Annotated in this window: 22 protein-coding genes; 7 read left to right on the top strand and 15 right to left on the bottom strand. The window is 46.9% G+C overall.

Going from position 1 to position 26,234, the window contains the following annotated elements:
* Positions 1–241: 241 nt before the first annotated feature.
* From AC06MN_RS11120 to AC06MN_RS11110, 3 genes are all read right to left on the bottom strand, one after another.
* Positions 242–1,387 (bottom strand): aldose epimerase family protein, encoded by a 1,146-nt coding sequence (locus tag AC06MN_RS11120; RefSeq protein WP_475672451.1) that lies wholly within the window; start codon positions 1,385–1,387, stop codon positions 242–244.
* A 62-nt stretch (positions 1,388–1,449) separates the two neighbouring features.
* Positions 1,450–2,895, bottom strand: coding sequence for a bifunctional metallophosphatase/5'-nucleotidase (locus AC06MN_RS11115; protein ID WP_475672450.1), 1,446 nt, complete (start codon positions 2,893–2,895; stop codon positions 1,450–1,452).
* An 84-nt stretch (positions 2,896–2,979) separates the two neighbouring features.
* Positions 2,980–3,171: a hypothetical protein gene (locus AC06MN_RS11110; protein WP_475672449.1), complete on the bottom strand. Its 192-nt coding sequence runs from the start codon at positions 3,169–3,171 to the stop codon at positions 2,980–2,982.
* Positions 3,172–3,222: 51 nt separating this feature from the next.
* On the opposite strand from AC06MN_RS11110, the gene AC06MN_RS11105 reads away from it, so the two are divergent.
* The 7 genes from AC06MN_RS11105 (at position 3,223) to AC06MN_RS11075 (ending at position 11,290) form a co-directional block, all read left to right on the top strand.
* The gene (locus tag AC06MN_RS11105) at positions 3,223–5,670 is read left to right on the top strand and encodes an ATP-binding response regulator (RefSeq protein WP_475672448.1); all 2,448 of its coding nucleotides are present in this window, start codon (positions 3,223–3,225) and stop codon (positions 5,668–5,670) included.
* A 244-nt stretch (positions 5,671–5,914) separates the two neighbouring features.
* The gene (locus AC06MN_RS11100) at positions 5,915–7,192 is read left to right on the top strand and encodes an ATP-binding protein (protein WP_475672447.1); all 1,278 of its coding nucleotides are present in this window, start codon (positions 5,915–5,917) and stop codon (positions 7,190–7,192) included.
* Between the two features lie 103 nt (positions 7,193–7,295).
* Entirely contained in the window at positions 7,296–8,369 is a 1,074-nt protein-coding gene (locus AC06MN_RS11095; protein ID WP_475672446.1) for a DNA adenine methylase, read from the top strand.
* 224 nt (positions 8,370–8,593) lie between these two features.
* Entirely contained in the window at positions 8,594–9,457 is an 864-nt protein-coding gene (locus AC06MN_RS11090) for a hypothetical protein (protein WP_475672445.1), read from the top strand.
* A gap of 23 nt (positions 9,458–9,480) precedes the next feature.
* Positions 9,481–9,852 (top strand): fluoride efflux transporter CrcB, encoded by a 372-nt coding sequence (crcB, locus tag AC06MN_RS11085; protein WP_475672444.1) that lies wholly within the window; start codon positions 9,481–9,483, stop codon positions 9,850–9,852.
* Between the two features lie 10 nt (positions 9,853–9,862).
* Positions 9,863–10,489, top strand: a complete 627-nt coding sequence (locus AC06MN_RS11080) for a flavin reductase family protein (protein WP_475672443.1) — start codon at positions 9,863–9,865, stop codon at positions 10,487–10,489.
* Positions 10,490–10,567: 78 nt separating this feature from the next.
* A complete protein-coding gene (locus AC06MN_RS11075) occupies positions 10,568–11,290 on the top strand; it encodes a rhomboid family intramembrane serine protease (RefSeq protein ID WP_475672442.1) in 723 nt (240 codons plus the stop codon).
* 1 nt (position 11,291) lies between these two features.
* Here the strand turns inward: AC06MN_RS11075 and AC06MN_RS11070 are convergent, their stop codons facing one another.
* The 12 genes from AC06MN_RS11070 to AC06MN_RS11015 all read right to left on the bottom strand — a co-directional run bounded on the left by AC06MN_RS11070 (position 11,292) and on the right by AC06MN_RS11015 (position 25,463).
* Positions 11,292–11,984 (bottom strand): SGNH/GDSL hydrolase family protein, encoded by a 693-nt coding sequence (locus AC06MN_RS11070; protein WP_475672441.1) that lies wholly within the window; start codon positions 11,982–11,984, stop codon positions 11,292–11,294.
* 3 nt (positions 11,985–11,987) lie between these two features.
* The gene (locus AC06MN_RS11065; RefSeq protein ID WP_475672440.1) at positions 11,988–14,456 is read right to left on the bottom strand and encodes an InlB B-repeat-containing protein; all 2,469 of its coding nucleotides are present in this window, start codon (positions 14,454–14,456) and stop codon (positions 11,988–11,990) included.
* A 32-nt stretch (positions 14,457–14,488) separates the two neighbouring features.
* Positions 14,489–16,036 carry an OmpA family protein gene (locus AC06MN_RS11060; protein WP_475672439.1) on the bottom strand — a complete coding sequence of 516 codons (1,548 nt, stop codon included), beginning with the start codon at positions 16,034–16,036 and terminating at the stop codon, positions 14,489–14,491.
* A gap of 64 nt (positions 16,037–16,100) precedes the next feature.
* Complete coding sequence (locus AC06MN_RS11055; protein WP_475672438.1) at positions 16,101–16,949, bottom strand: hypothetical protein; 849 nt, start codon at positions 16,947–16,949, stop codon at positions 16,101–16,103.
* 35 nt (positions 16,950–16,984) lie between these two features.
* Complete coding sequence (locus AC06MN_RS11050) at positions 16,985–17,869, bottom strand: bifunctional 5,10-methylenetetrahydrofolate dehydrogenase/5,10-methenyltetrahydrofolate cyclohydrolase (RefSeq protein ID WP_475672437.1); 885 nt, start codon at positions 17,867–17,869, stop codon at positions 16,985–16,987.
* Positions 17,870–17,962: 93 nt separating this feature from the next.
* Complete coding sequence (ffh, locus tag AC06MN_RS11045; protein ID WP_475672436.1) at positions 17,963–19,303, bottom strand: signal recognition particle protein; 1,341 nt, start codon at positions 19,301–19,303, stop codon at positions 17,963–17,965.
* Positions 19,304–19,499: 196 nt separating this feature from the next.
* Positions 19,500–20,126, bottom strand: coding sequence for an HD domain-containing protein (locus AC06MN_RS11040; RefSeq protein ID WP_475672435.1), 627 nt, complete (start codon positions 20,124–20,126; stop codon positions 19,500–19,502).
* A gap of 5 nt (positions 20,127–20,131) precedes the next feature.
* Entirely contained in the window at positions 20,132–21,559 is a 1,428-nt protein-coding gene (locus tag AC06MN_RS11035; protein WP_475672434.1) for an ATP-binding protein, read from the bottom strand.
* 242 nt (positions 21,560–21,801) lie between these two features.
* On the bottom strand, positions 21,802–22,215 hold the full coding sequence (locus AC06MN_RS11030) for a hypothetical protein (RefSeq protein WP_475672433.1): 414 nt from the start codon (positions 22,213–22,215) through the stop codon (positions 21,802–21,804).
* Positions 22,216–22,596: 381 nt separating this feature from the next.
* Complete coding sequence (locus AC06MN_RS11025) at positions 22,597–22,818, bottom strand: DUF4248 domain-containing protein (RefSeq protein ID WP_475672432.1); 222 nt, start codon at positions 22,816–22,818, stop codon at positions 22,597–22,599.
* Between the two features lie 3 nt (positions 22,819–22,821).
* On the bottom strand, positions 22,822–24,807 hold the full coding sequence (locus AC06MN_RS11020) for a DUF3987 domain-containing protein (protein WP_475672431.1): 1,986 nt from the start codon (positions 24,805–24,807) through the stop codon (positions 22,822–22,824).
* Between the two features lie 11 nt (positions 24,808–24,818).
* Entirely contained in the window at positions 24,819–25,463 is a 645-nt protein-coding gene (locus AC06MN_RS11015) for a BT4734/BF3469 family protein (RefSeq protein ID WP_475672430.1), read from the bottom strand.
* Positions 25,464–26,234 lie beyond the last annotated feature (771 nt).

Here is a 26,234-nt window from a genome sequence, read left to right as displayed (position 1 = left end):
CTTTGCCACTTCATCCGCAACCTTTTGCCTTATATGTAGTTTCTGTCCGTCAGGCCAGATGTTTGCCTCGGGCTTCCTTCAGATTCCAACTCACGATGGACACCCTTGCCTCCGGCTGTATGCTTCCCGCTATAAAGACGCATTGGGGACTTTCACCCGTTAGAATACTTTCGTGCTGGACGAACAAAAAGCCCCAAGCAAATTGAGGCCTTAGAAAAAACTATGAAAATGTTTGTCTGTATTACCTTCTCTTTGGCTTAGGATTCACGATGAACTTATAGATGCACAGCTGATGGTATTCTTCATCAGGGTTGAGGATTGGCATAGGAGCCAAAGTCTCATGGTTGATGGCATCCGGGAAGAACTGCGTTTCAAGAGCGAGGCCTTGACGATAAGCCAGAGGCTTGCCGCATTTACCATTGCACTTTCCATCGAAGAAATTGCCGCTGTAGAACTGCAAGCCGACTTGGTCGCTCCAAACCTGCATTTCACGGCCACTCTTTGGATCAATCAAAGTAGCATCCCAGGCGTAAGCTTTCGGGTCGCTCTTATCAGCAATCCAATTGTGGTCATATCCCTTTGCAAACTCAATCTGATTGTCTTTGGCATCAATCTGGTCGCCGATAGCATGTTTTTCGCGGAAATCGAAAGGCGTATTCTTGACACCCGAGAACTTGCCATTGGTGACAAGCTTGTCGTTAATCAAGGTCATGTAACGTGAGTTGATTTGCAATTCATGATCAAGTATGTCGCCGTTGCCTTCGCCCTTTAGGTTGAAGAAGGAATGATGCGAGAAGTTGCAAAGTGTGGTCTTGTCGGTAGTGGCGCTGTAACGAATCTGGAACTGATTGTCGTGCGTCAAAGTGTACGACATCGTCACATCGAGGTTGCCAGGGAAACCATCTTCGCCATCAGCAAAGAGAGCATGCATTTCCAGCACACTATCATTAGCTGAAACAACGTCCCAAACAATCATGTCGGCACCTTTCAGACCGCCGTGCAAGGTGTTTTCGCCGTCGTTCTTTGGGAGCGTATAGACCGAATCATTCAAAGTGAACGAACCATTGCTGATGCGGTTTGCACAACGGCCAACCACTGCGCCGAGATAGCGTTCGCCTTCGTTGTTCAGATATTTGTCAATGTTATCGTAACCCAAAACGATGTCTTCAAAACTGCCACGATAGTCAGGCATCCACAAAGCGACGACACGACCGCCGAAATTGGTCACCTGCATGGTAATGTCGCCATTGTGCATGGTATACAACGAGACTTGTTTGCCATCAACTTCCTTATTGAAATTAGCGGCATCAATTAATTTCACTTCCTTTTTGGGATGGCAACTGACTAATAATAAAGCCATTGCGAAAATCGACAAAACTTTCTTCATCTTTTTCTTTTAAATTTAGGGCTGCAAAAATACAAAAAGTGTTTTTACTAAACAAAAGAATTTTACTTTGTTCTCTTTACTCCTTGATAATCAACGGTTTTATGGCGATGCAAAAATTCAATCATCATTTCTTCGGAGGTCATGTATTGGCTTTGGCCATCATCAAGACTCTCAAAATGCACGGTGGAGGCCATATAGCTGTTCATCGCCACCTTATAGGTTGCCTTCGTGGAAAAATGGCCTGAATCAGTCGTAACGTAAACGCCTAATTTTCCGTCAGTTTGCATCTCGTAAGTCATGCCCGAAACGTAAGACGGATAACTGCCATTTTTCCGATAGGTGTTGATGATGTAATTCTTGACCTGCTGTCCCGTCATTTCAAAAACGACGATGTCGTTGCCAAACGGGTCAATCATGTAGATGTCCTTAACCGTAATCGGTCCCTTTTTCAGATAGTTGACGCGCACGCCGCCCGTGTTTTGGAAAGCGAAATCGGCACCCGAAATCTCACGGACGGCATCAGTCATGAAACAGCCGAGTTCCTCCGGATTCTCGAATTTCGTCAAAGCCGTTCCAATGGCTTCATTCAAGGTCGGCGAATCGTTGTAACCGTCAACCATGACCTTGACTTCATTATTGATTTTCCGAAAAGCCTTGACATTAAGCGTAACGGCATTCTTTTCGATGACTTTGCCACCTTTCACCTTAATTTTGGTCAAGGTTGCATATTTCAGATGAGAGCCTGCCTGCGTGACCAAAACGCCGTTATGCTCGGTCGGAAATTCAACCAAAGTGTGGGAATGACCGCCTAAAATCACATCCAGATACGGATTGGCTTGGGCTAACTCCACATCGTCTTCAAAACCGAGATGCGAAAGCAGAATCATCACATCACACTGTTCGCGAAGATGCTGATATTCAGGCATTGCATCAATTGCTTTCCTGAAGTTGACCTGAGTCAGATTGGAAGGATGCGCGCCCGGAATGCCATCGTGACGCACCTCAATCATACCGACGACAGCAATCTTTACGCCTTGATTTTCAAGCATAACGTATGGCTTAATATCCAGATTTAGGCCATCTTTTTGTGTCACATTTGCGCAAACGAAAGGGAAATTGGCCTGTTCAATGTTTTGCCGCAAATTATCGGTTCCAGCATCCCACTCGTGATTGCCAACCGCCGACAAATCGAAACACACCTTATTCATTAATGCAATCATCGGGTGATTCACGGGATTGTACTGGTCGTTGACCGGATTGCCCGTACGGTTGTCGCCAGCCGAAAACAGCAGCATGCCGGGATAAACATTTCGCAAACTGTCGACCATGGCCGCAAATTGCGGAAACATGTCGATGCTCGAGTGCATATCGTTGACACTCAGGATGACAATCTCTTTTTCAAGGTTTGAATCCGATTTGAAATCAGATTTGGCATTGCCATCGTTATGGTTTCCTTGACATGAGCACAATAATGCTAAGCAAAGGAAAAACAGGAAATGACGTTTCATGATTAGGCGTTATTTATAATAAATTGATTTTCAAGAAAAAAAATCGTTTCGACAAGCTCAACGAGCCAGGCATATCAGCAACCATCAGTCCAAGAAAATCTTGCTGCCTTCATGGAGTTCACCATCAAGGCTAAGTTTGTTACCGTAAGCGTCGCGCACCGAGAGACGGCGCAGTTTTTCGTAAAGTTCGAATTCATTGATGAAACGATTGGCGGCATCAATCACACGCGCACCATCGAAAATGGTCATTTCGACCTCGTTGACATAGATTTGCATTTGCATTAAATTTTGCGCAAAAATAGGAAATTTCCGTACTTTTGCGGCATTATGTCGGAACAGAAAAACAAAAAACGGATTTACGAGCGGCGGACAAGCTGGAAAGTGGTCATTGCCAACATTTTCATCGTTGCTGCCTGCTGCTTCATTCTGTCGTATGTCTATGGCCTGCGCAATTCAATCATGAACCAGCGGCTCAACATCGACAAGCAGAACCGTGCGCTCGCCTTAACCAGCGAACTGACCCAATCCGTTCACCAAGCGCAATCGGCTGCCAACCTTTATGCGTTTTCCGATAACTCGAAGTACCTGAGACAGTTCCGCACGCACACGCAAACCATAAAATGCATTTGTGACTCGCTGATTGAAAACGACCCAAGCGAAGAAAATGCGCAACGTTTGGCCGACATTCAGAACCTGATTCAGCGCAAAGGCCAAATCAGCTATGTGCTTTCACGGCAGTTCTATTATTTCGATCCGTTAGCCGAAATCGACAATGCCATCAGCGGATACACGCCACCTCCGGCACCCGAACCCATTTACGTCACCACCGTGACAAAAGACACCATTATACACAAACCCAAAGAGCGGAAAGGATTCTGGCAACGTGTTGGAAATGTGTTCAATCCTACCGACGAAGATAGCATTGTGCAAATCACAACACAACGCGTCGACACCTTGCCGCAGCAAAAAGCCGACACCACTTCGCAAGCCCTGATTAACGACATTAAAACGCTGTCGGTCAAGGCAAAAAGCGAATACCAAGCCAAGGTGAAGGAATTTGAGGCCAAGACCAACGAACTCATCCGCGACGACAATCGGCTTTCGGAACAGATTTCCACCTTGCTGCTCAACCTCAACCAAGACATTCTCGACACATCTGTCAAGGAAATCGAGGAAAGCGAAGTCATCATTGAGAAAAACACAAGGCTGTCGCTCATCATCGGCACCGTGGTCATGATTCTCATTATCATCTTTGTCGCATTGATTCTCAACGATGTAAACAAGGCCTACCGTGCCCGTCGCGCAGCCGAAGAAGCCAAGAAAAAGACCGAAGAAATCATGGAAAGCCGCCACAAACTGTTGCTTTCCGTCTCGCACGACATCAAGACGCCTTTGACTTCCATCATGGGCAATGTCGAACTCATGAATTCCGAAGGTAACGAAAAGGAAATCAGTTCCATACAGCAGTCAGCCGACCACATTCTCAACCTGCTCACCAATCTATTGGATTTCTCGAGCCTCGAACAAGGCAAACTGAAAGTGGAGAAAAGCCCGTTCAATATCAACCGTTTGTGTGGCGAAGTTGCCACCATGTTTGAACCTATCGCGCAGAAAAAGAATCTGACTTTCCATTATTCCACTTCCGTAAAAGACAACTTGACGGCAATTTCAGACGGATTGAAAATCAAGCAAATAGCAAGCAACCTGATTTCTAACAGCATCAAATATACCTTGGAAGGTCAGGTCGATTTCAAGGTGAGTTTTGAAAACAGTCACATCGTTTTCCACATCACCGATACAGGCGTCGGCATTCCAGCTGACAAAATCAACGAAATTTTCACACCTTTTGTGCGCATCGACACCTACAACACGCTTGCCGAAGGCAGCGGTTACGGTCTCTCGGTGGTGAAAGGTCTCGTCGACCTGCTCGAAGGCGACATTCATGTGGAATCGGAAGTCGGTGAAGGCACGCATTTCACCGTAAGAATACCCGTGGAATACGAATTGCAGGAAGAACCTCAAAACGAACCAGTTGCAGCTTGCTCATCAAAAAACATTCTGATTATCGATGACGACGACACTTTGCTTTCCGTGACCGACAACATGCTGCGGCGCCTTGGCCACAAAGCCATTCCATGCCGCTCGAAAGCCGATGTAGAAGCCGCCCTTGAAGATGTTTCGCCTTTCGACTTCATCCTCACCGACCGTGAAATGGGTGCCGTGACGGGCAACGACATTCTTCATTTTTTCAAGGAAAAAGATGCCACGAAACCTGTCCTGCTCATGACTGCCCGTTCCGAGTATACTCAGACCTTAGCACAAGAAGAAGGTTTCGACGGGTTCCTGATGAAACCATTCAACCTCAGCGATTTGGAGAACATTTTCGGACAAGCCGAAATCCAGGAAGAGACAAACGGAAACGCAGGAACCAAAAACGATTTTGCGGAAGACTTTCCCGAATTTTCGGCCATGATGGGCAACGACAACGAAGCCATCGAAAGCATCCTAAAAGTGTTCGTCAACTCCACTGCTGACGATTTGGTTGCGTTAAGCGAATGCATCGAAAACGACAAATACGTCGAAGCACAAGCCATTTGCCACAAAATGCTGCCCATGTTCAAGCAATTGCAAAGAAACACGGATTTCCTGTCGAAAATGAACCAAATGCGCGGCGTGCAAGACTCTTATCCCGAATGGAAAGACGAAGCCGCACAATTCATGGCGCAAGCCGACGAACTGCTTGATTTGCTGGCGGATAAATATGGAATTGAGTGATGAAACATCCATTATTGGATTTCTTTTTTGAAAGAATTTTGACCTATTTTTCATAAAACATCAGCCAGAGTTTTACATATTAAAAATATTCGTATTTTTGCATCGTAAAAATCAACGATAAAAACATACAACATATTTGATTTACAATATTTTAAATTAAAAATCCATCAGATTGAAAATTAAAAATCCGTCAGATTGAAATTAAAGAATATGTCAGATTGAGACAATGCAAAGGAGGTAAAAAATGGACAAGTCGAACTACAAGCCGAGAATCATCGATGACGAAGTTGAAGAACATCTTTCAGCCTTTGGTGCCGTTTGCATTGAAGGTCCGAAATGGTGCGGCAAGACTTGGACTTCGGCCTTTCACTGCAATAGCGAAATATATTTAGGCGATCCGAAAGGCAACTTCCAGAACCGCAGAATGGCCGTCATGGATCCTGCGCTTATCCTTGAAGGCACCTCGCCCCGCCTGATTGACGAATGGCAGGAAGTACCGTCGCTATGGGATGCCGTGCGTTACAAAGTCGATGAACGCGGCGAAAAAGGCATATTCATTCTCACAGGCTCGGCGACACCGAATCACAAAGGCATTTTGCACAGCGGTGCCGGACGAATTGCCCGATTAAGGATGCGTCCCATGTCGCTTTACGAATCAGGCGACTCCGATGGGAAAATCTCTTTGAAAGAACTTTGCGAAGGTCAAACCAAAGCCGCATTTACCGGTGAAGTCGAGCTGCAAAGACTCATCAAACTCATTGTGCGCGGCGGTTGGCCAGCCAACATCGGACTCAGTATGCAGCGTGCTGCCATGTTGCCAAAACAATACATCGAAGCCATCGTCAGCGATGATGTGTACCGCATGGACGGCATCAAGCGCGACACCTCGAAAATGCTTCTGCTGCTGCGTTCCTTGGCGAGAAACGAAAGCACTACCGCCAGCAATAAAACGCTCAAAAACGACATCAAAGCCATTGATGACGAGGACATTGACATCAATGTCGTCGCCACCTATCTTGACATTTTCAGCAGATTGTTTCTCATTGACAATCAGCCGCCATTTTCTACCAAAGTACGCTCTTCGGTACGTATCAAGCAATCCGAGAAACGGCATCTTGCCGACCCGTCATTGGCTTGCGCCCTTTTGAACATAACTCCCAAAATGCTGCTCAACGACCTCAACACTTTGGGATTCCTTTTCGAAGCCTTATGCGAACGCGACTTAAAGATTTACGCGGAAAGTTTCGGTGCAAAACTCTATCACTACCAAGACTATCAAGGCAACGAAATCGATGCCGTGATTGAACTTGCCGATGGCCGTTGGGGTGGTGTCGAAATCAAGTTGGGCGCAAATCAAATCGACGAAGCCGCCAAGAACCTATTGAAAATAAAATCCAGCATAGAAGCCGAACCCGACGGCATTGCGCCGTCGTTTCTGGCTGTCGTTTGCGGTTTAAGCAGCGCGGCCTACCAACGTCCTGACGGTGTTTTTGTCATTCCCATCACTTCTTTGAAAAATTAGCATTAACAACTTTACGGATAATTGTTCCTTGAAAATCAATCCATATTGAAATATTATCCGTAATTTTGCGCAAAGAAAAATCAATGGTCGAAATGTCCTTGTGATGGTGGATTCTCTTTTTGAAGAATATAAGTATTTCTCGTATCAATTCCCTAAGCCACAGTATTTGGGGGCTAAAATTTCCCATTTGCCATGGATAAACCAGTTTATACCCCAAAACATCCACACCGTCCTTGATGCTTTTTCCGGGTCACAATCTGTCAGCTACTTCTTCAAACAAAATGGTTTTAAGACTATTACGAATGATTTTCTGAGTTTCAACAATCAGATTGGGAAAGCATTAATCGAGAACAAAAGCGAAACTTTATCACGTTCTGATATTGAAATGTTATTTCAACCTGCACCTGACAAATCCGAATACACTTTGATGGAAAACGTGTTCACAGGAATTTTCTTTCAACAAAGTGATTCTGTATTCATCGACAATTTCAGGGCAAATATTCCAAGGCTGTCCAACCCATACAAACAAGCATTAGCCTTTGCTGTCATGAACCGTAGTTTGACCCGCAAAATCACCATGGGACATTTTGCACATACACAAGCACTTAATTACGCAAATGACCCTGAAAGAGTGAAACGCAACCGAAGCCTGATACGTCCTGTGAAAGAACTTTTTTTAGAAATCCTTCCCAAATACAATGAAGCCGTCTTCGATAATGGCCAAGAAAACCAAAGCTACAACGATGACATTCTAAGCCTGCTGCCAAGATTGCAAAACATTGATTTGGCCTATTTTGACCCACCATACTGCGACAGCCACGCTGATTATCAAGGTTTTTATCACCTATTGGAAACTTACACTGAATATTGGAAAGACAAGCAGTTTGTGAACGGCACAAAACGATACGAGCCTCAACGACACAGTGGCTTTGACAAGAAAACGGAAATCGTTGATTCTTTTAAAGAATTATTCTGTCTTTCACAACACATTCCATATTGGATAATCAGCTATAACGACAGGAGTTTCCCTGACATCAACTCAATGATCTCATTGATAGAACCTTACAGAAATGTCAGAGTTAAGGACAAAATGTATTGCAATTCCAAAGGTGGGAAAGGCAGTGTTGCTGGCAGTAGCGAAATCCTTTTAATTTGTACACCAAAACAAACATCATAATGACCAACTTCGAACATTGGAATACGGAATTCCGTAATCAAAACCTTTTTGCCTTCAACCATAACAAAAACGGACTCATTTGGTTAAAAGTCAGAGCTGTTTGCAGAGGGAAACAAATAAAGCAATTTACCGAAGCAAACAAATTGACACTAAAAAAATCAATAATCACAGAGCAATTCCAAGAACTGTATGATTTGCTTGAAAAGCATCCAAAGGGAGAGCAAATGCTTGACTCATTTCTCAAGAACAGGAATAATGAATGGTACAAAGAATTTGGAGTTGATGAAGAAAAGCTAAAAAGCGGATTGCGTAGAATCGACAATTACGTTTGGGGAGGAGACCAAGAAAACTCATTAGACCAATACCTTATCCGCAGATATGTAAAGGTCATCAGTGACTACGATGTTCTGCAAAGCAAGTTTGACAGGATTGCCTCCAATGCATGGGATTTCGTAAGGATTAGTTGGTATAACAATTGGACTTCATACCTAATCGAATCCATTTTCAAGAAACACGAAAAAGTGCTGTCGGCAGTTGGAGAGATAAAAAGCGTGGATTTCTTTATCGAAGATTTCCCAATAGACTTGAAAGTCACCTATTTCCCTGCACAGTTCATGGGCGAAAAGATAATGCAGAAATTGGGAAACAGCGAACTGACATGGCTGAAAAAGCAAGCAAAACTTCATGGCATAACACCCGACAGGAATTTGACAGATACAGAGCAGCTTTATCATCTAACAGAAGAATTGGAACTTCATAATCAAAAAAACATCACCGACAAACTTAACAACGTTAAAAAAGAGATTGTTAAAGAAGCCCAAGCGAATCCGATTGAACTTACAAAATGGCTTTACGAAAACCAAAGTCCAAGATTATTCGGAGCAGAAAACAGGCTCTTCATCGTATTAGTAGATTCCACCGACTTTGCTCAATCTTGGAAAATGAAACGGGCTTTTTCTTTGATGGAGCCCAAAATAAATTCCTATTTGGAAAATTTCAACGAAAAAACCTTACAGGAAATCCATTTTAGCTTTGCTGGTAAGGAATACAGAGCTTTATCTGACATTATTTTCATTATCAAGGAGTAAGACAAGAATTATATCTCTCCATCATGCTCAAAAACATTCTCATAGTCGGTCTCGGCGGTGCAGCGGGAAGCATACTGCGCTATTTGGCCACCCTTGCTAGCAACGCCTTGCATTGTTCTTCTTGGATAGCCACATTAAGCGTCAACGGCATCGGCGCGTTCCTCATCGGACTTTTCATGGCGGCCTGCACGAATGGAGATTGGAAACTCATGCTCACCGTCGGCCTTTGCGGCGGCTTAACCACCTACTCCACTTTCTCGGCGCAGTCGTTGGAAATGTTGCGTTCGGGTAATTATCTCAACGCTGGCGCCTACATTTTGGGCACCGTTGTCCTTTGTCTGCTTTTCGTCTGGGCGGGCATGTATGTCGGCACAAAACTCGGCAATCACATTTAAACATCATATCATGGCAAAATCAATCAAATCCTGTATCTTTGCAGTACTGATGCTCTTCGGATTGGCATCATGCAACGAGAAAGAAAACGCAATTCAAACTACTGAAACTGAAACAGAAATGAGCAACGATTCAGCAACTTGGAAGGCAATTGAACCCGACCAAATCCGCAACACGGTCAGCATGTTGCGCGACGACTGGATGGCGCTCGCCGTCGGCAAGGAAGGCGACATGAACGCCATGACCATCGGCTGGGGCGACCTCGGCGTGCTTTGGAACAAGCCGATTTTCACGGTCTACGTCTCCACCGACCGCTACACGCACGAATTTATGCAACGCAACGAATATTTCACCGTCACCGCTTTTCCTGAGGAGATGCACGACGCTTTGGTTTACATTGGCTCACATTCCGGCCGCGAAGGCGACAAACTCACTCCGGCTGGCCTCCACCCTACCTTCACCGAGCTGGGCAACCCGATTTTCGAAGAAGCCAATCTCGCCATCGAGTGCAAAATCATCTATGCGCACCAATTTGAATTGGACCAACTTTGCGATGATGTGAAAGCCTTCTATGGCGACCGAGGCATGGGCATCCACTATGCCTACATCGGTGAAATCGTGAACGTTTGGAAGAAATAATGCCATTTTTACAGCGATTTTCTCTGCCATAATTACCGATATTTGCAAAGGCACAATTATTGCAAAAACGGCATCGCTATGGAAGAAAAGCAGGAAAAGAAAAAATTTTTCGGGTGTCTGTTCGTTCCCGTCTGTTTCGTTGTCCTTATGTGGATTGTGAAACTGATGGAGTATTGTTTTGGCATCGATTTGGGCAAATATGGCATGATGCCGCATTCATGGAAAGGCCTTTACGGCATTTTCACCATGCCTTTCCTTCATGCCAGTTGGGAGCATCTGTTTACCAACAGCGTTCCCATACTTGTCTTGGGCACGGCGCTTTTCTATTGTTACCAGAGCATCGCCCCGAAGGTTTTTGCCTTGTCAATTTTCATCAGCGGTTTGCTCACCTGGTGTATCGCCACGCAGGGTGTTCATGTCGGTGCCAGTGCCTTGGTTTATGCCCTGAACCTTTTCCTCATTACCAGCGGCTTCATTCGCCGCGATGCCAAGCTGATCGCCATTTCGCTGATTATGGTGTTCCTTTACGGCAGTTTCATCTGGGGCATGATTCCCGTGTTCGCCAAGCCGATGAACATTTCATGGGAAGGCCATCTGGCAGGATTCCTTACGGGAGTTTTTCTCGCTTTCATTTATCGTCGCAAAGGGCCGCAAAAGGAAGAATTTCATTGGGAAGAAGAAAATGACGAAGACAAAAATGATGAAATTGAGGACGATAACGAAGATGGAGAAAAGCCCTATTGGGATGTTCCCCAACCCGACATGAAGGACTTGACGGTCAGATACCGTTTCCGTCATTAAATCATTTTCGAATTGCAGCAATCGTTTGATCTGCAATGGATTTCATCCCAAATACCGTTGGATGGTCCCAGTCTTTGTCAATGCCGTACAAATCAATATAATTCACTTGGTAATGAGCAATGATGGTGTGAAAAGAATCGACTATTTCCTGACCGAGTTGCATGTCAACCATAAAGTAAATCTTTGCTGTGGGGTAGCTCCGCTTGAGTTTCGCGCATAGAAAAGCCAATCCGGGACGGAAAAGACAAAGGTCTTCATCCGTCCAATCATTATATTGGAAATCGCCGAGTGGCGCTTTTTGCCAAACATCGTTGGTGCCGCCAAAAACAAAGATGACATCGGGATTCCCCAAATCATCGGCACGACGAATAAAAGAATGTGGCCCATAATAATTTGTGGTGTCCCAATTGCAAAGAACCGAGCCGGAAAAAGAATTGTTGTGGTCGAGTTCCCAATTCATGGCTTTTTGGACTTGCCACCACCACATCTGGCTGACATCCGTGACGTTGATGTAGTTGTCAGGCGGCAAATTGTACCAAACGTCATTGCTTTCAGGGGTCACAAAGCCTTCGAAAGTCGAATAGCTGTCACCTAAAATTGAAAATGACGTTTCTTTTTCAGTAGGGTCTTTGGTGCAAGACATTTGGATGAAAGCAATGAATATCAGCGCAAGATGTCCAAGTTTTCTTTTCATACCTCACTCCTTGATGATGCGCTTTGTGATGGTTCCGCTTTCGGTGTGAAGCACGACAAAACAAACTGGTGCGTGAATGTTGCTGATGTTCAGCCTGATTTCAGAATTATCGCTGATGTCTTCGGAAAGCAGGAGCTGGCCATAAAGATTGTAAATCTTGACTTCCTTAATGCCGTTGCCTTCGATAATGACGAAATCGTGGGCCGGATTCGGGTAGACTATGAAATCGCTTTCCTCATGATTGACTATGCCATCGAAATAATACAGGTTGGCAACGAGGTCCCTTTCTCCGTTGACGACAAAGGTATATTCAGGTTCGGTTGAGACGATTTCGCCGTTTTCCGTCCAATTTTCAAAGGTGTAGTAGGCATTTGGCAGCACTGAAAGCGTGACGCTTTCGCCAAGGCTGTAAATGCCAGTCCCTGTTATTGTTCCGCTGTTTTCAGGATTGGTCGTGGCACTGATTTCGACGATGGTGGGTAAGAAGTTTGCCGTCAGATTGCGATTGCCGGTCACTTCAAAAGAGAAGAGGTTGTCTGTTGCTACCACGATTCCGTCTTCAGTCCAATTCTCGAAGATGTAATTATCTTTGGCTTGTGCAAACACGCCACAGGTCTGTCCGTAAATGAAACTCCCGCCACCGCTAACGGTTCCCATTTCAGCATCACAATCGACGGTGATTTCATAAACTTCGGCTTCGAAATTGGCAATCAGATTCGTGTTGCTTGTCACGTTGAAGGTATACGAGGCATCAGTGGAGACTTCTGTTCCGTTTTCGGTCCAGTTTGCGAAGGTGTAGCCCATGTTTGCCGTGGCTTGAACGGTGCACGATTGGCCAAGCATATAAGAACCGTCGCCAGTGGTCGTTCCGCCATTGTTCGGGTTGGCCGATGTCGTAATCGTGAAATTGCTTTGACTGAAATTGGCTACAAGGTTTCGGTTGCCCGTCACGTTGAAAGTGTAGTCGGCATTAGTGGAGACTTGCGTTCCGTTTTCGGTCCAGTTCGTGAAAGTGTAATCCGCATTTGCCGTGGCGTGAACGGTGCATGATTGACCGTGTGTGAAATTGCCGCCACCAGAGGTGCTCCCGCCAATGTAAGGATTGGACGATGTGGCAATTGTATAGGCGTTTTGTGTGAAGTTCGCCACGAGGTTTCTGTCGCCTGTCACGGCGAAAGTGTAATTTGCAAAGGAGGAGACGAAATTGCCGTTTTCAGTCCAGTTAAGGAAAGTGTAACCAGAGTTGGCTGTTGAGCTGATGGTGCAGGACTGCCCTTCCTGAAAGGTGCCGCCGCCGCTGACGGTTCCTCCATTATTAGGATTTGCCGTTAAGTTGATGTTGCAAGAGACATCGGTTCGTGGGCGGATGTTGAAGATGGCGTAATTGCTTGAATTATATTCGTGACTTGAAGGGTTTAAGGCTCCAATCGCATAATATCCGTTTCCAGAACCGCTCCATCCCCAATTGAAATGGAATTGGTCGTTGCTGTTGTAGCCGTCGCAGACGAAACTATGGCCAGAACCACTTTCGCTCCAACCGCTGTAATGAATAGGGCAACCTTGGTCGAGGGAAGCCTTGCATTGCGTGATCCAGCTATCGTTGTCGTCTTTCCATTGTCCATATAATCCGTTGGTGTATAGGAAGTTGTTCTTTAACACGTTGGGAACGTTCTCGGGGATTGCACTTGTTCCGTTGGGGCCGTAACTGGCATGTAAGGCTACGCCAATATGCCAAAGCAGGGTGGCTGTGGCGGTGCGTTGAATTTCTGGACTTCCACCAGTAAGATTGTCGGGCATGTTCGCATAATCATAGGTGGCTTCAGAAAGGTTCACAGATTGAAAAGGATAGCCAGAAGGCGTGTATGAAACCGTGCCCTGACCATGTTCGGGATATTCCCAGTAACGCAAGATTTGTCCGACGGCAAGACTTGTGCAGCCGACATAAACACGCTCGCAAGGACCGTTTTTGTCGTATGGGCATAAGTCGTTATAATAGCAATTCTGATTCCAAGTGTCTCTAATCAAAGCATCTACTGTTCTTTCGTTTCTGTGTGACAAAAGGTTGCCATCACATTCGACCTGCCGCCATTGTGCAACGACATCATCGGTGATGTAGTCTTCGCGAATAGCCCATTCAATCTGTTCAACAAAACTATTCAGTTGAAAATTAAGACCTTCGGGAATCTGGTCGATGTCGAACTGGCCTTCTTCGGAATAGCCCAAAATAGGGTATGCGTGGTCGTCGGCTGAAACGAGGACGAAACCTTTGTCGGTGTTGAAAACGTAAATGCAGGCCGTGCCGTCTGTGGCGGTAAAGGTATAAACGACTTCCGCATTTCGGCTGACATTACTTTTTGCATTGGCGGTCAAGAACTTGGATGCAACGCTGTGTGCTTTTTCAATACTGACAGGTGCGCTTTGAGCAAATATTGCTGCAAATAATAAAACTAAAAGAGAAAATGTCTTTTTCATGGTGATTGTGTATTTTGGGCGCAAAGATAGCACTATTTCAAAATAATTAGTTCAGTCCTGCGGTTTTTTGCCCGATTTTCTTCCGAGTCGTTCGGGACAAGAGGCTGGGAGCTGCCGTAACCTTTTGCCGTCAACCTGTCTGATTTTACATCTATATTAATAAGGGCGTTTCTGACGGCGTTGGCGCGGTCGGCTGAAAGTTTCTGATTGTAGCTTTCATGGCCCACATTGTCGGTGTGACCGGCCAATTCGGCATTAAATTCAGGATGAGACTGTAACAATTCTGCGATTTTTTCAATGCCGGCTTTTGAATCTTTGGTGAGAGCTGCGCTATTGAACTCGAATTGTATGTTTTTGATTGTCAAGGTGTCGCCAGGGGTGATTTCTTCGGGATAAACATCCAGTTCCACGATTTCGCCATCAAAATAGGTGACGGCTTCGGGACGCAATGATTCGTTTAATTCAAAAGTGTAGATGTCGTAACCGCCAAAACCGCCATCGCGTTGCGACGAAATGAAGGCGGTTTTGCCATCAGGCGCAACGTAAAAATTGATTTCGTCCTGTTCCGTATTGATGGGATAGCCCAAATTGACAGGCTCGCTCCATTGTCCGCTGGCATTGCGCTGACTCATGAAAATGTCGTAACCACCCATGCCGAGCAGTTTGTCGGACGAAAAATACAAGGTCTTGCCATCGGGATGCAGGAATGGCGCCATTTGGTTGCCATCAGTCTTGTTGATAATGGAATCCATTCTTCTGGGCTGCGACCATGCGCCATTCGCGCTGTCGCGCGTGCAATACATGATTTGCGAATAGCTTTTTACTCTTCTTGTGAAAAACATTTCCTTTCCATCGGGACTGAGGCAAGGCTGTGATTCCCAGCTGCTTGAATTGATATTCGGAACTTTCTTTGTCCAAGCCCAGGTGCCATTTCCCAATTCGGCGGAAAGAATGTCGCGGCTGCCGTGCGGATCGCCATCGTTGTATGAAAAATATAGGTTTTGACCGTCAGGTGAGCAAAAGGCCGCTCCGATGCAGTTGCTTTGCAGATTGGGCAGTTCGAACAGCTGTGGCAGTTGCCATTGTCCGTCTTGCCATTCGCTTTGGAAAAGGCTCTCTTCATCGAAAGTGTTTTTGGAATGGATGCGGCGTGTCAAAAGCATTTTCGACCCATCAAAAAGCACCATGTTGATATACTCGTCATCGCTTGTGTTGACTTGGTTTCCAATACTTTGCGGATTGAATGGAACGGGATTTTCCTGCATTTCCTTCCTGAATCTTGCCAACTCCAATTCTTTCCCGATTCTGATGGTCGGGTCGATGGAAAGTGCGCGTTCGTAGGCCGATACTGAGGTCTGGTAATCGCCTTTTGTCAAGGCTAAATCACCTTGCAAAAGCCATGAATAGCAATGATTTGGGTCTGCATCCAAGGCCTTGTCAAGCTCTTTTTGGGCGAGGTCGTAGTCTTTGTTGAAAAACGCTTCTTCTGCTGCGGCGTAGGCTTTCGCGGCTTTTTTGGTCTGGGCTGGCACTGCTGCTGCCATCAAAACCAATAAGAATATGAATGTCAATCTTTTCATGTCGTCAGTAAAAACACGGCAAAGATAAGATTATTGTGCTGTCTGACAATAAAAAAGAAAAAGATTACGGTCTCGTCCGGTCAATCCATTTGTTGAAATCGACGGTGAAGATTCTTGTTGAGGATGTCGGTGAGGTTTCTGCCGAAATGAAGCATTTCAAATCGTTGTAAAAACAGATGCCTTCGGTTTGGCAGCCAAGGTGATTGGGCAGTGCTATGCGGATGCCTTTGGCTTTGTAAATATCTTCGTCGAAATCGGAAATGAGATAGAGAAAAGGCTCCCAAATCTTGTTGCGGTAGCCTACGATGGCCAAAACGTTTTTCTCTTTGTTATAATCTGCTCCCGTGACCAAACCATCTGAATTAAACCAACTTACGACTTCTGCAACTTGGTTTTTGCCGGTTTTGTTGAGGCGGTAAAGCCGTGTGGTTTCCGTCACCCAGTTCTTGCTGAAAAGATAAAGGTATTTGTCGGTTGCAAAGATGGCTTCGCAGTCGAAATCGGTGTCTTGCTTGCGTTTTTCAAAGTCGGTTTGGTCGCCAAAGCGGAATTTTATGGTGTCGACTGTGATTTCGGCATCACCTTCTGGTGGGATTGCATTCAAAGGAAAAGTGAAGATTCTCAGGTTGTCGCGTGAACCTTTGTTGTTGCCTACGTCGCCTACGAAAACCATTTCGCCGTCGGTACACACATCTTCCCAGTCCTTGTTTTTTGCATTGACTAAAGTGATGCGTTGGACGATTTCAAAATTGGTCGTGTCCAAAGCATAAAGTATGGGTTGACCGCCGCTGTCGTTGTGAGTCCAGATTTTTCCGTTGTGGAAAAACAGTCCGGAAGTTTCCCTAACTTCTTCCGGCAAATAGGAACGGAAGGGCGGGTTACCAATAGTTTGCGCCACAACATTGGATGTCATGGCGCAAATCAATAATATAAATACAAGCAAGTTTTTCAATCCTTTGGATAGATTTCGTGCTTGGCGGCCATCAAGGTGTTGTGCAGCAACGAAACGATGGTCATTGGACCAACGCCTCCTGGTACAGGGGTGATTTTTCCTGCGATTTTTTCGACTTCATCGTAGTCGACATCGCCTTTAATGACATAACCTTTCGGGCTTTCGGGAGCGTTGATGCGATGAATGCCAACATCGATGATGGTTGCGCCAGGCTTCACCATGTCGGCGGTCACGAAGCCTTGCTTGCCGATGGCAGCCACGATAATGTCGGCTTGGCGTGTGATTTCGGCCAGGTTCTGTGTCTTGCTGTGGCACAGGGTGACGGTAGCGTCGAAACCTTTGCGCGACAGAAGAACGGCCACAGGCGTGCCAACGATATTTGAACGTCCCAAAACGACAACGTTTTTGCCAACGGTGTCAACGCCGGAACGCTTGATGAGTTCAACAATGCCAAAAGGAGTAGCCGGAACAAAGCAAGGGAGACCCAACTGCATTCTGCCCGCATTGATGCTTGTGAAACCGTCAACATCTTTTTCAGGGGTTATTGCGTTGATGATTTTTGTCTCGTTAATATGTTTTGGCAGAGGAAGTTGGATGATGTATCCGCTGATTTCGGGGTCTTTGTTCAGGAAGTCAATCGTTTCAAGCAGTTGCTGCTCGGTGATGCTTTCCGGAAGACGGTAGACCGAAGAAGTCATGCCGACGGAGTGACAGGCTTTTTCTTTTGATGCGACGTAGGTCTGGCTTGCGCCGTCTTCACCAACGATAATGGCTGCCAAATGCGGGGCATCCATGCCATGGTCAATCATGTCTGCAACTTCGGCAGCGATTTCTTTTTTCATTTGTTCGGCAATGGCTTTGCCGTCAATTATCTTGTTCATCTTCTTTGATTTAAGATTTAAAGATTTAAAATTTAAAAATTCAAGATTTAAAGATTCAAAAGATTAAGAAATCTGGAACCTGAAAAAAAAACATTATCTTCTTCTTGCATTCATGGCGCTCATCATACGCATGGCTTTTTTGCCGCCACCGGTCGTCATGATGCGCATCATCTTTGAGGTTTCTTCGAATTGCTTGACGAGGCGGTTGACTTCGACGATTGAAGTGCCGCTGCCGAGGGCAATGCGCTTGCGGCGGCTGCCGTTGAGCAGGCTTGGGTTTTCGCGTTCGGCTGGCGTCATGGAGTAGATGATGGCTTCGATGCTCTTGAAAGCGTCGTCGTCAATTTCTTCGCCTTTCAAAGCCTTGTCCATGCCAGGAATCATACTGGCCAGATCCTTCAGGTTACCCATCTTCTTGATTTGCTGGATTTGCTTTAGGAAGTCGTTGTAGTTGAACTCGTTCTTGGCCAGTTTCTTCTGCAGTTTCTTGGCTTCTTCTTCATCGAACTGCTCTTGAGCGCGTTCAACGAGAGAAACGATATCACCCATGCCGAGGATACGGTCGGCCATACGTTTCGGATAGAAGACATCCAAGGCATCCATCTTTTCGCCGATACCGACGAACTTGATAGGTTTCTCGACGACGGTGCGGATGGTCAAGGCGGCACCGCCACGGGTGTCACCATCGAGTTTGGTGAGGACTACGCCATCGAAATCAAGACGGTCGTTGAAAGCCTTGGCTGTGTTGACGGCATCCTGACCAGTCATGGAGTCGACTACGAACAGTGTTTCATGAGGTTGAACAGTTTTCTTGATGTTTGCAATTTCGTCCATCATCTGCTCGTCAACGGCCAAACGGCCTGCGGTATCGATGATGACGACGTGTTTGTTTTGGCGTTTGGCGTATTCGATGGCGTTTTGGGCAATCTGAACCGGATTCTTGTTTCCTTCTTCGCTATACACTTCAACTTCAACCTGTTCGCCAAGGACTTTCAATTGGTCGATAGCAGCCGGACGGTAAACGTCGCCAGCCACGAGCAGCACGTTCTTGCTCTTCTTGCGTTTCAGGTAGGAAGCTAGTTTGGCGGAAAAAGTGGTTTTACCGGAACCTTGCAGACCAGCGATGAGGATGATGCTTGGCTGTCCTTTGAGGTTGATTTCGGTAGCTTCGCCGCCCATCAGTTCGGCCAACTCGTCGTGGACGATCTTGACCATCATTTCGCCAGGCTTCACGGCGGTAAGGATTTTCTGACCTAAAGCCTTCTCCTTGATGTTGTTAGTGACGTCTTTTGCAATCTTATAACTGACATCGGCATCCAACAATGCACGACGGATTTCCTTCATGGTGTCGGCCACGTTGACTTCGGTGATGCGGCCTTGGCCTTTCAATATCTTGAACGAGCGTTCAAGTTTCTCGCTTAATCCTTCAAACATAGTACTCAAAAATTTGGGTGCAAAAGTATGAATTTATTTGGAATGATGGGGATTTTCTTTTGGACAATTTGACAATTTGACAATTTGACAATTGGACGATTGGACTTATGGACCTTTGGACAATTAGACCTTTGGACAATTAGACTTTTGGACTTATGGACATTTTGACAATTGGACAAATAGACTTTTAGAAAAACTATTGCATCAATTTCTGATATTCCGTTTCAAAGCAAGCCTTGAGTTTTTCCTCATCGCGGATGATGCTCCTGAGTTCTTCCAACTTGGCGGCATTTTCCGATTCGGGCAGCCATAACTTCAGGTAGCCGCCATCGGCATATTTCTCCATGATATGCTGGTGAAAACGCTGATACTGACCTTCTTTGTCAAATTCGGGATAATGGTCCAATCCAAATTGGATGGTACGCTGAATGACGGTTTCGGGGATGATGAGTCGGTCAGCTTCGGCGACGATTTTGCCATAAATGCTGCGCGGTTCGCTGCCTTTCGAAGCGCGGTGGTCTTCGGCGGCTTGCGCCATGGTCTCGATTTCGTCAGCAGTGAAATGCTTTTTTAAAAAGGTGTCTTCACGGATGATGCGCCCCGAAACCAGATGGTGTGTGTCGCGGCCTTCGCAAAGGCCTGTGTCGTGGAAAGCGGCGATGGCATAAACCATATCAATGTTGACGTCGTAATGCGCAGCCAAATCGAGGCTCCTCCTGATGACGTCGTCGGCGTGGTTGCGGCGATGGGCGGCATCGAAATGGTCGTAACGGGGCAAAATCTCGTTTTCAATGTATTGTTGCAGTGATTCGTTGATTTGCATGGGTGTTAATGTTTGTTTGTTGGGTTATTTATTGCCATCCTGTTGATTCCGTCGATGTCGATGTTTTCTATCGTGATGCTGTCATCGTCCTCGAAATCAAGGAGAAAAACCATGTAAAGCGGTAAAGTGAGCAACGGGCCTTCGCGTCCGATGTTGTAGTTGCCAAATTTCATTGCCTTTGTCACATGGTAATGTTCGGCATTTTTCAGCACTGTCGTCAGGCTTTTGGCTTTTCCCGACTTGGCTTTCACTTCCAATGGCACACATTCACCTTGATAGCGAACCAGGAAATCGAGTTCGAGGCCTGAATCCTTGTGGAAGTAATACAGTTTTTGGCCTTTCTTTCCTAAGAAGTCCGCTACCAGATTCTCGAAGATGGCGCCTTTGTAGCCATGCAGGTTGCCTTGAAGGATGTCGGTGCGCGTGCCGGAATCGAGCATGGCGACCAGCAGTCCGATGTCGGAAACATATACCTTGAAACAATCGTCGATGGCATTTCCTTCCAAGGGCAGTTCGGTGATGGTCGTGTTGTAGCATCGGCGTATGATTCCTGCATCTTCAAGCCATTGCAGACTTCCTTGATAATCGGCAGCACGTCCACCTTTCCGCACGGTCGAATACTGAAACTTCTTGTATTCCTTGGCTAAATGCTTTGGAATCGACTCGAAACATTCGCGGATGCGAGCCTTTTCATTGTCGTCGGCATATTTCGTCATGTCGTCTTCGTATTCGCTGATGATGGATTGGAAAACCTTCGAGACCTGACCGAAATGCTTTGTTTCCAGGAACTTGTTGACGACCTCGGGCAAGCCGCCCACCGCCACATACCTATACAAAAGCTGCATCATGGTCTGGTGAATGCCTTCGGGAATGGGACGTTCCTCTTTGAGACTTGTCCGTAGCAAATCGATTACTTCCGGTCGGATACCATTTGCCCACAGAAATTCTTCGAAGTCAAGAGGATACATCTCGGCGATGGTCTCATAGCCAACGGGAACGGAGTTTTTGCCTAACGATGGTGTGGCTCCTTTCTTTTGCATGGCTCCATAACCTTTCACTCCAAGCAGCGATCCGGTGGCGATGACATCGAAACGGCCATCCAGCTTGAACGATTTCAGGGCTGTTCTGGCATCGGGACAATCCTGTATCTCATCGAGGATGATGCAGGTGTCGTTGGGGACGAATTTCGCTTCAGGCATCATCGTGGATAAGTTCATCAAAATGACATCCACATTTTTCGACCCGACAAAGGCGCTGATTTTTTCAGGTTGAAGTGAAAAATTGACATAAACCGTGTTCCTATAATTCGTTTTCGCAAATTGCTGAACGATATATGTTTTTCCGCATTGGCGTATTCCTTTAATAACCAATGGATTGTGATTTTTTGTATCTTTCCAGCGCAGCAGCGTTTCTTCCATCTTGCGTTTCAACATACGATGATTCCTTTCATTGTTAGGCTGCAAAAATACACTTTTTCAAGGGAATAATTCGAAATTCTCACACTTTTTCAAGCGAATAATTCGAAATTCTCACACTTTTTCAAGCGAATATTTTTGAAATTACACACTTTTTCAAGGGAATGATGTCTGTTTTTGGGGAATGTCAGTAAAAACAGCGCAGCCCCGGCACCGCAAGGTGCTGGGGCTGGCTTGTCATCAGTCTGAGGCCGTTAGTGTCAGTCTTCAGGTTCGTGCGGAGCAAGATTGTAAGGGTGAACCTTGCCATTTCCTGCTTCGGGAAGGTTGATGACGTTGTTCTCATCCATGTACTTGTAGAGCACTTGGGTGATGTTGCTGAGCTCGAATTGGAATTTCAGCTTCTGGGCATACTGGTACAACTCCGTTCCCTTTGGTCCGTTCGTCTCGTTGGGCTTGTTTGCGTTGAGCCAAGCACTTGCCGCAGCCAAACGGGCGGCGAATTTCGCCTGTTGCTCCAACTGCTTCTCGGAGGCAGGGCCTTTGAATGGGTTGCTGAGCTTTGCAAGACGGATCTTGTTGCTCGATGAGTTGGTGGCGAAGTAGTCGTTCGATCCTTTGCCGTACTTGCCACTGATGCCTTTGATTACGTTGATGGGGGTTATCTTTGCCATCTTGTTTTCCACTCCCAACCTCCCCTAAGGGAGGTCTTTTGTATTCCGCGGAGCGGGTAGCGGGGATAAAGGTTTATAATTTGGTTATGCGACTTTAGGCAGGCTTTATTCGTCCGTTTTCCCGACCTCATTCCTTCGGTAGCCATTCGGTAGCCGTTCGGTAGGCCTTGCCTTGAAATCACGATGCAAAAATACAACGACGCGATTGGGCACCTATACGATGCTATACGTTGCGTGCGATTCGAGGACATTTTGTAAAACAATTGTTCTGGTTTTGTTTTTTTTGATTGCCTTCGGCAAGAAATCCGATGAAAATCGAAGTCAAAAATCAATCAAAAATCTGTGTTTGAGACTCTGTTAGGCACCAACTTAAAGATGGATTTACGGTTCGCCGAGGTATTCGATGATGAGACGGACTTCGCGCGGCGAGAACCATTTGGCGGTTTTCTGGTAGCCTTGCTCTTCGAGGGCATTGCGCAACGGCGTGCAGTTGTTAATCCATCTCATCAGGTGGTTGACGGCCGAATGTGGATTTTCGGCAGTGGGGAAATAGCAGAAGGCCAATTCCTTCTTAGTGTAGGAACGGATGGGGAATTTGTCCATAGCTTATTCCTCCTTTCTGATTTTGTGATAAGAGCCGTGCCGTGGGTGGTCGAGAACCAGGAAACGGTTCACCATGTCGCCTAACAGCCTTTTGGCGGTGCGTTCGGGTATGCCTTGCTTGGCGGCCACCTCCATAGCTTCGGCGGTCTTGAACTCACGGCCATCGGGAAGTGCCATGAAATAGTTCTTGAGTTCGGTCGAAGGTTGGGAAGGAGCCTTGGCAAAGGGGTCGTCGCTGTTGCCGCCAATGACGGCATAGACGCGTCCGGTGTGGTTGACCAGGCAGCCGATGATGGTCATGGCGATGTGGAAGTCGCGGTCGTCGCAGACCAGAGCCTGCTCGTCGTCATCGAAGAGACCTTCTTCGCTGCCGTAGCGTTCGGATAGACGTCGCAACGCGGTCAGCACCATGGCATAACGGTAACATTCCAATGCTAATCGGAAGATGAACCCTTGGATGCCGTTGCCGAGCATGGCGAACTGCTCTTTCAACACCTCGTTGAAGGTGCTGACGAACTCTTGTTGCTGTGACTTTGTCATCAGGAACTGGATGGGGTGCGACTCGCGGTCGAGCAAGGTATGATAGAGGCAGAGGATTCTCTGGCCACGTTCCTTGAAGATGTCTTCGATGGGCATGTCGTTGCCTTCGAACACGTTGCGGAACTCAACCTTGCTGTCGGGTAGGGCATAGAAAAGGAACCTCGATGCTAAACCGTTGTTCACATTGCTGGCGGGCAAGAGCAAAGGCAACTGTGAGCCCGTGCAGGTGAGCAGCACTGAAAGACGAGGCTCTTCAATCTCGATGTTGAGGTGTTCGCTGACGCGTACCATCGTCGAACACTCGTGGTGATGCGCCTTGCGCAGCAGGTCGCTGTAGTCGCCATAGTCGCTTTTTGAGAGCATGTTGGTTAGGGTGTCGGCTTCGGTCTCAAACATCAGTCCCCAGCCTTCGTTGGCATCGAGGGTCCGGTAGATGGCTGATGTCGAGCTGTTGGCGGCAACGAAAGGCGTGCGCATGACAGGCTCGACGGGTGCAGGTCCCCGTCCTCCCTTGGGTGCGTTTTCCCATGTGGCCACCTCTTGGTCGTAAGTGTCCTTTTGGGCTTCGTAGAGGCGACGCATCTCATTCTTGATGGGAACGACCAACTGTTTGCAGGCCTCGAGGTCGCCTTTCTTGGTGGCGAAACCTCCGTAAAGGATGTTGTAGAGCGGTGCGTAAACGCGGCGCCGGTCGTAGATGCTGTAAAGGCTCTTAGGCAAAATGCCTGACACGAGGTTGAGCGAACCGAGTATCATCTTGTCTTTCCCCACAATGTCGTTCTGGCTGTCGAGGATGGGAAGACAGAACTCGGGCCATTCTTCGCGGGCTATCTTGTCGCAAAAAGTCTTACCATTGCCGGGTAGCATGGGCTCCGATTGTGCCACTGTGCCATCGTGCCATCCTGTTGCACAATTGCACGAAACAGGTGTTTTTCCTTCTTTTTCGTTATCTGTGTCATTTGGCACATTGGCATTTTTGGCACAAGTTGCCGAAGGGACGGTGTCGGTGCCTTTGTGCTCTTTGGCGAACCTGCTCAGGTCGATGCCGGCATCCTTGGCCATCTGGAAGAAGGTCTTGAGGGTGACGCCTTGGCCCTGGCTGTGCAGACAAGCATTGTATTGCCTGTCGCATTCGGCGGGGTCGTAATCGGCGTTCATGCGGCTGAGGTTGTGGTAGATGTCTCTACCTTCTTCACCCAGCCCGTCGCTGAGGGCGAAGCCGAGTTTGAGCCAGTTGCCGTAGCCTTCGGTGATGTCGATGCCTTGGCTGACGATGATTTCTGCCAGCTCGGTGACTTGTGCTGTCGTGTCGTCGCTGCCCGAAGTGCCGTTTGCAGGGTGGACCACTATGGATGATATCGGTTCGTTGGACTTTGTGGTCTTGCCGTTATTGAGGTTGGCCCAATAGATAGGGTCGAAGACCTCGGTGTTATTCTGATTGTTTTCCATTGGTGTAGCGGTTAGAAGGGACATACATCGGGTTCATTAAGTATTGAAGGGTGGACGTAGCAGTTGCCGTCGAAGGGGAGGAAGCAGGTGCGTGACACGTTGCTGCATTTCTCGTCCGTTTCGAGGTTGTAGGTGCTACGGACATAGTTTTGCAAGGCGCGGAACCAGGTGCGGTGGTCGCACAGGTTGAGGTCGATGCTGACGGCCCATTTGAGGCCGTCACCGCTGGGCGAGGTGAACAGCAGCCAGGTGGTGAAGAACGGGTCGGCGATGAGCCGTTGGCGCAGTTCCCACAAGACAAAGCGGTTGCCCACATGGTCGAAGTCGAGGCAGAGCAAGCCGCTGTGCCGGATAAGGCCGTCATCCTTGCGGTAGCCGAAGGTGCCGGAGAAGCACACGAAGTCGAAGTGCGAAGCCTTGAACTCGCGGGCTTGCTTGGGGTCGTCGATGGCGCGGAGCGCGTTAGTGGCCGACTGGGCTGGGGAGTAGAGCGTGATGTATTGGTACACCCCTTTGATGTCGGCAGCCTTATACGGCATGACGGTTTTTGCGGGCGCTCTGAAGAAAGAGAAGCGTCCTGGCTTGGTGATGGTGCAACTTGCCTCCTTATTGATCTCTTGTAGAGGGGTTGCTGGGTTATGTTCAAGGATTGACATGATTTTAAATCCTTTCCGGCAGTACCCTCAGTCCCAAGAGAGGGGTGCCTGCTCACAGCTTCGAGATGGGACTACCTACGGGATGCCGCTTGGCTACGCTCTCAGCTGATTGCTGGCGCAAAAATATAATGATGGATTTTGAAAACAGTGACATTTTTTGACACCTTGTTTTTCAATAAATTGGATGGATTATGCCACTTTTGACAAGGAAAAGGGTTGTTTTTTGATTCAGAAGTGGCGATGAAGACATTTTTTTTGATTCGTGAGCCCGATTTCGTGTCAAAAGTTTATGTTTTGATTCAAAATCTTAGGTTTTCGCGCTAAAAATCACGACAGATAAATATCTAAATTTGGCTGCCATAAACTTTTTAATTTAATTTGAGTGACAAAAAAATGATTGGCTGTAGTATAACAGATGACTGATTTTGTAGCGAAAAGAATTTATATGGATTCCCGCCCTTTGGTCGGGAATGGAGGACTTAGGGACTCGTAAACAAGCGGCGGCGACCTGTCATCGCGTTTAGTGTGAAACTTAGTCGCCGCCGCTCTTTGTTTATCCCCCACGGTCTCCGTTCCCGTCGCTAGACGGGAATCTCTGTTTGGGTCTGAAAGTATATAGATGCCTAAGTTTTTTCCTGACTTTGACAGCTGTTTTTTTAATGTTTGTAACTTGCTAAAAATCAATATTGTTTAAAAATCAAGATGGTGACGTGGGTGACGCAAGCCCGAAAATTCGTACCTTGCGGGCATGTTTGTACGCAGAAAGGTCAA

This window comes from Candidatus Limimorpha sp. (assembly GCF_056203535.1).
The sequence above is the reverse complement of the archived record's forward strand: the minus strand, read 5'-3'. Positions and strand labels throughout refer to the sequence as shown.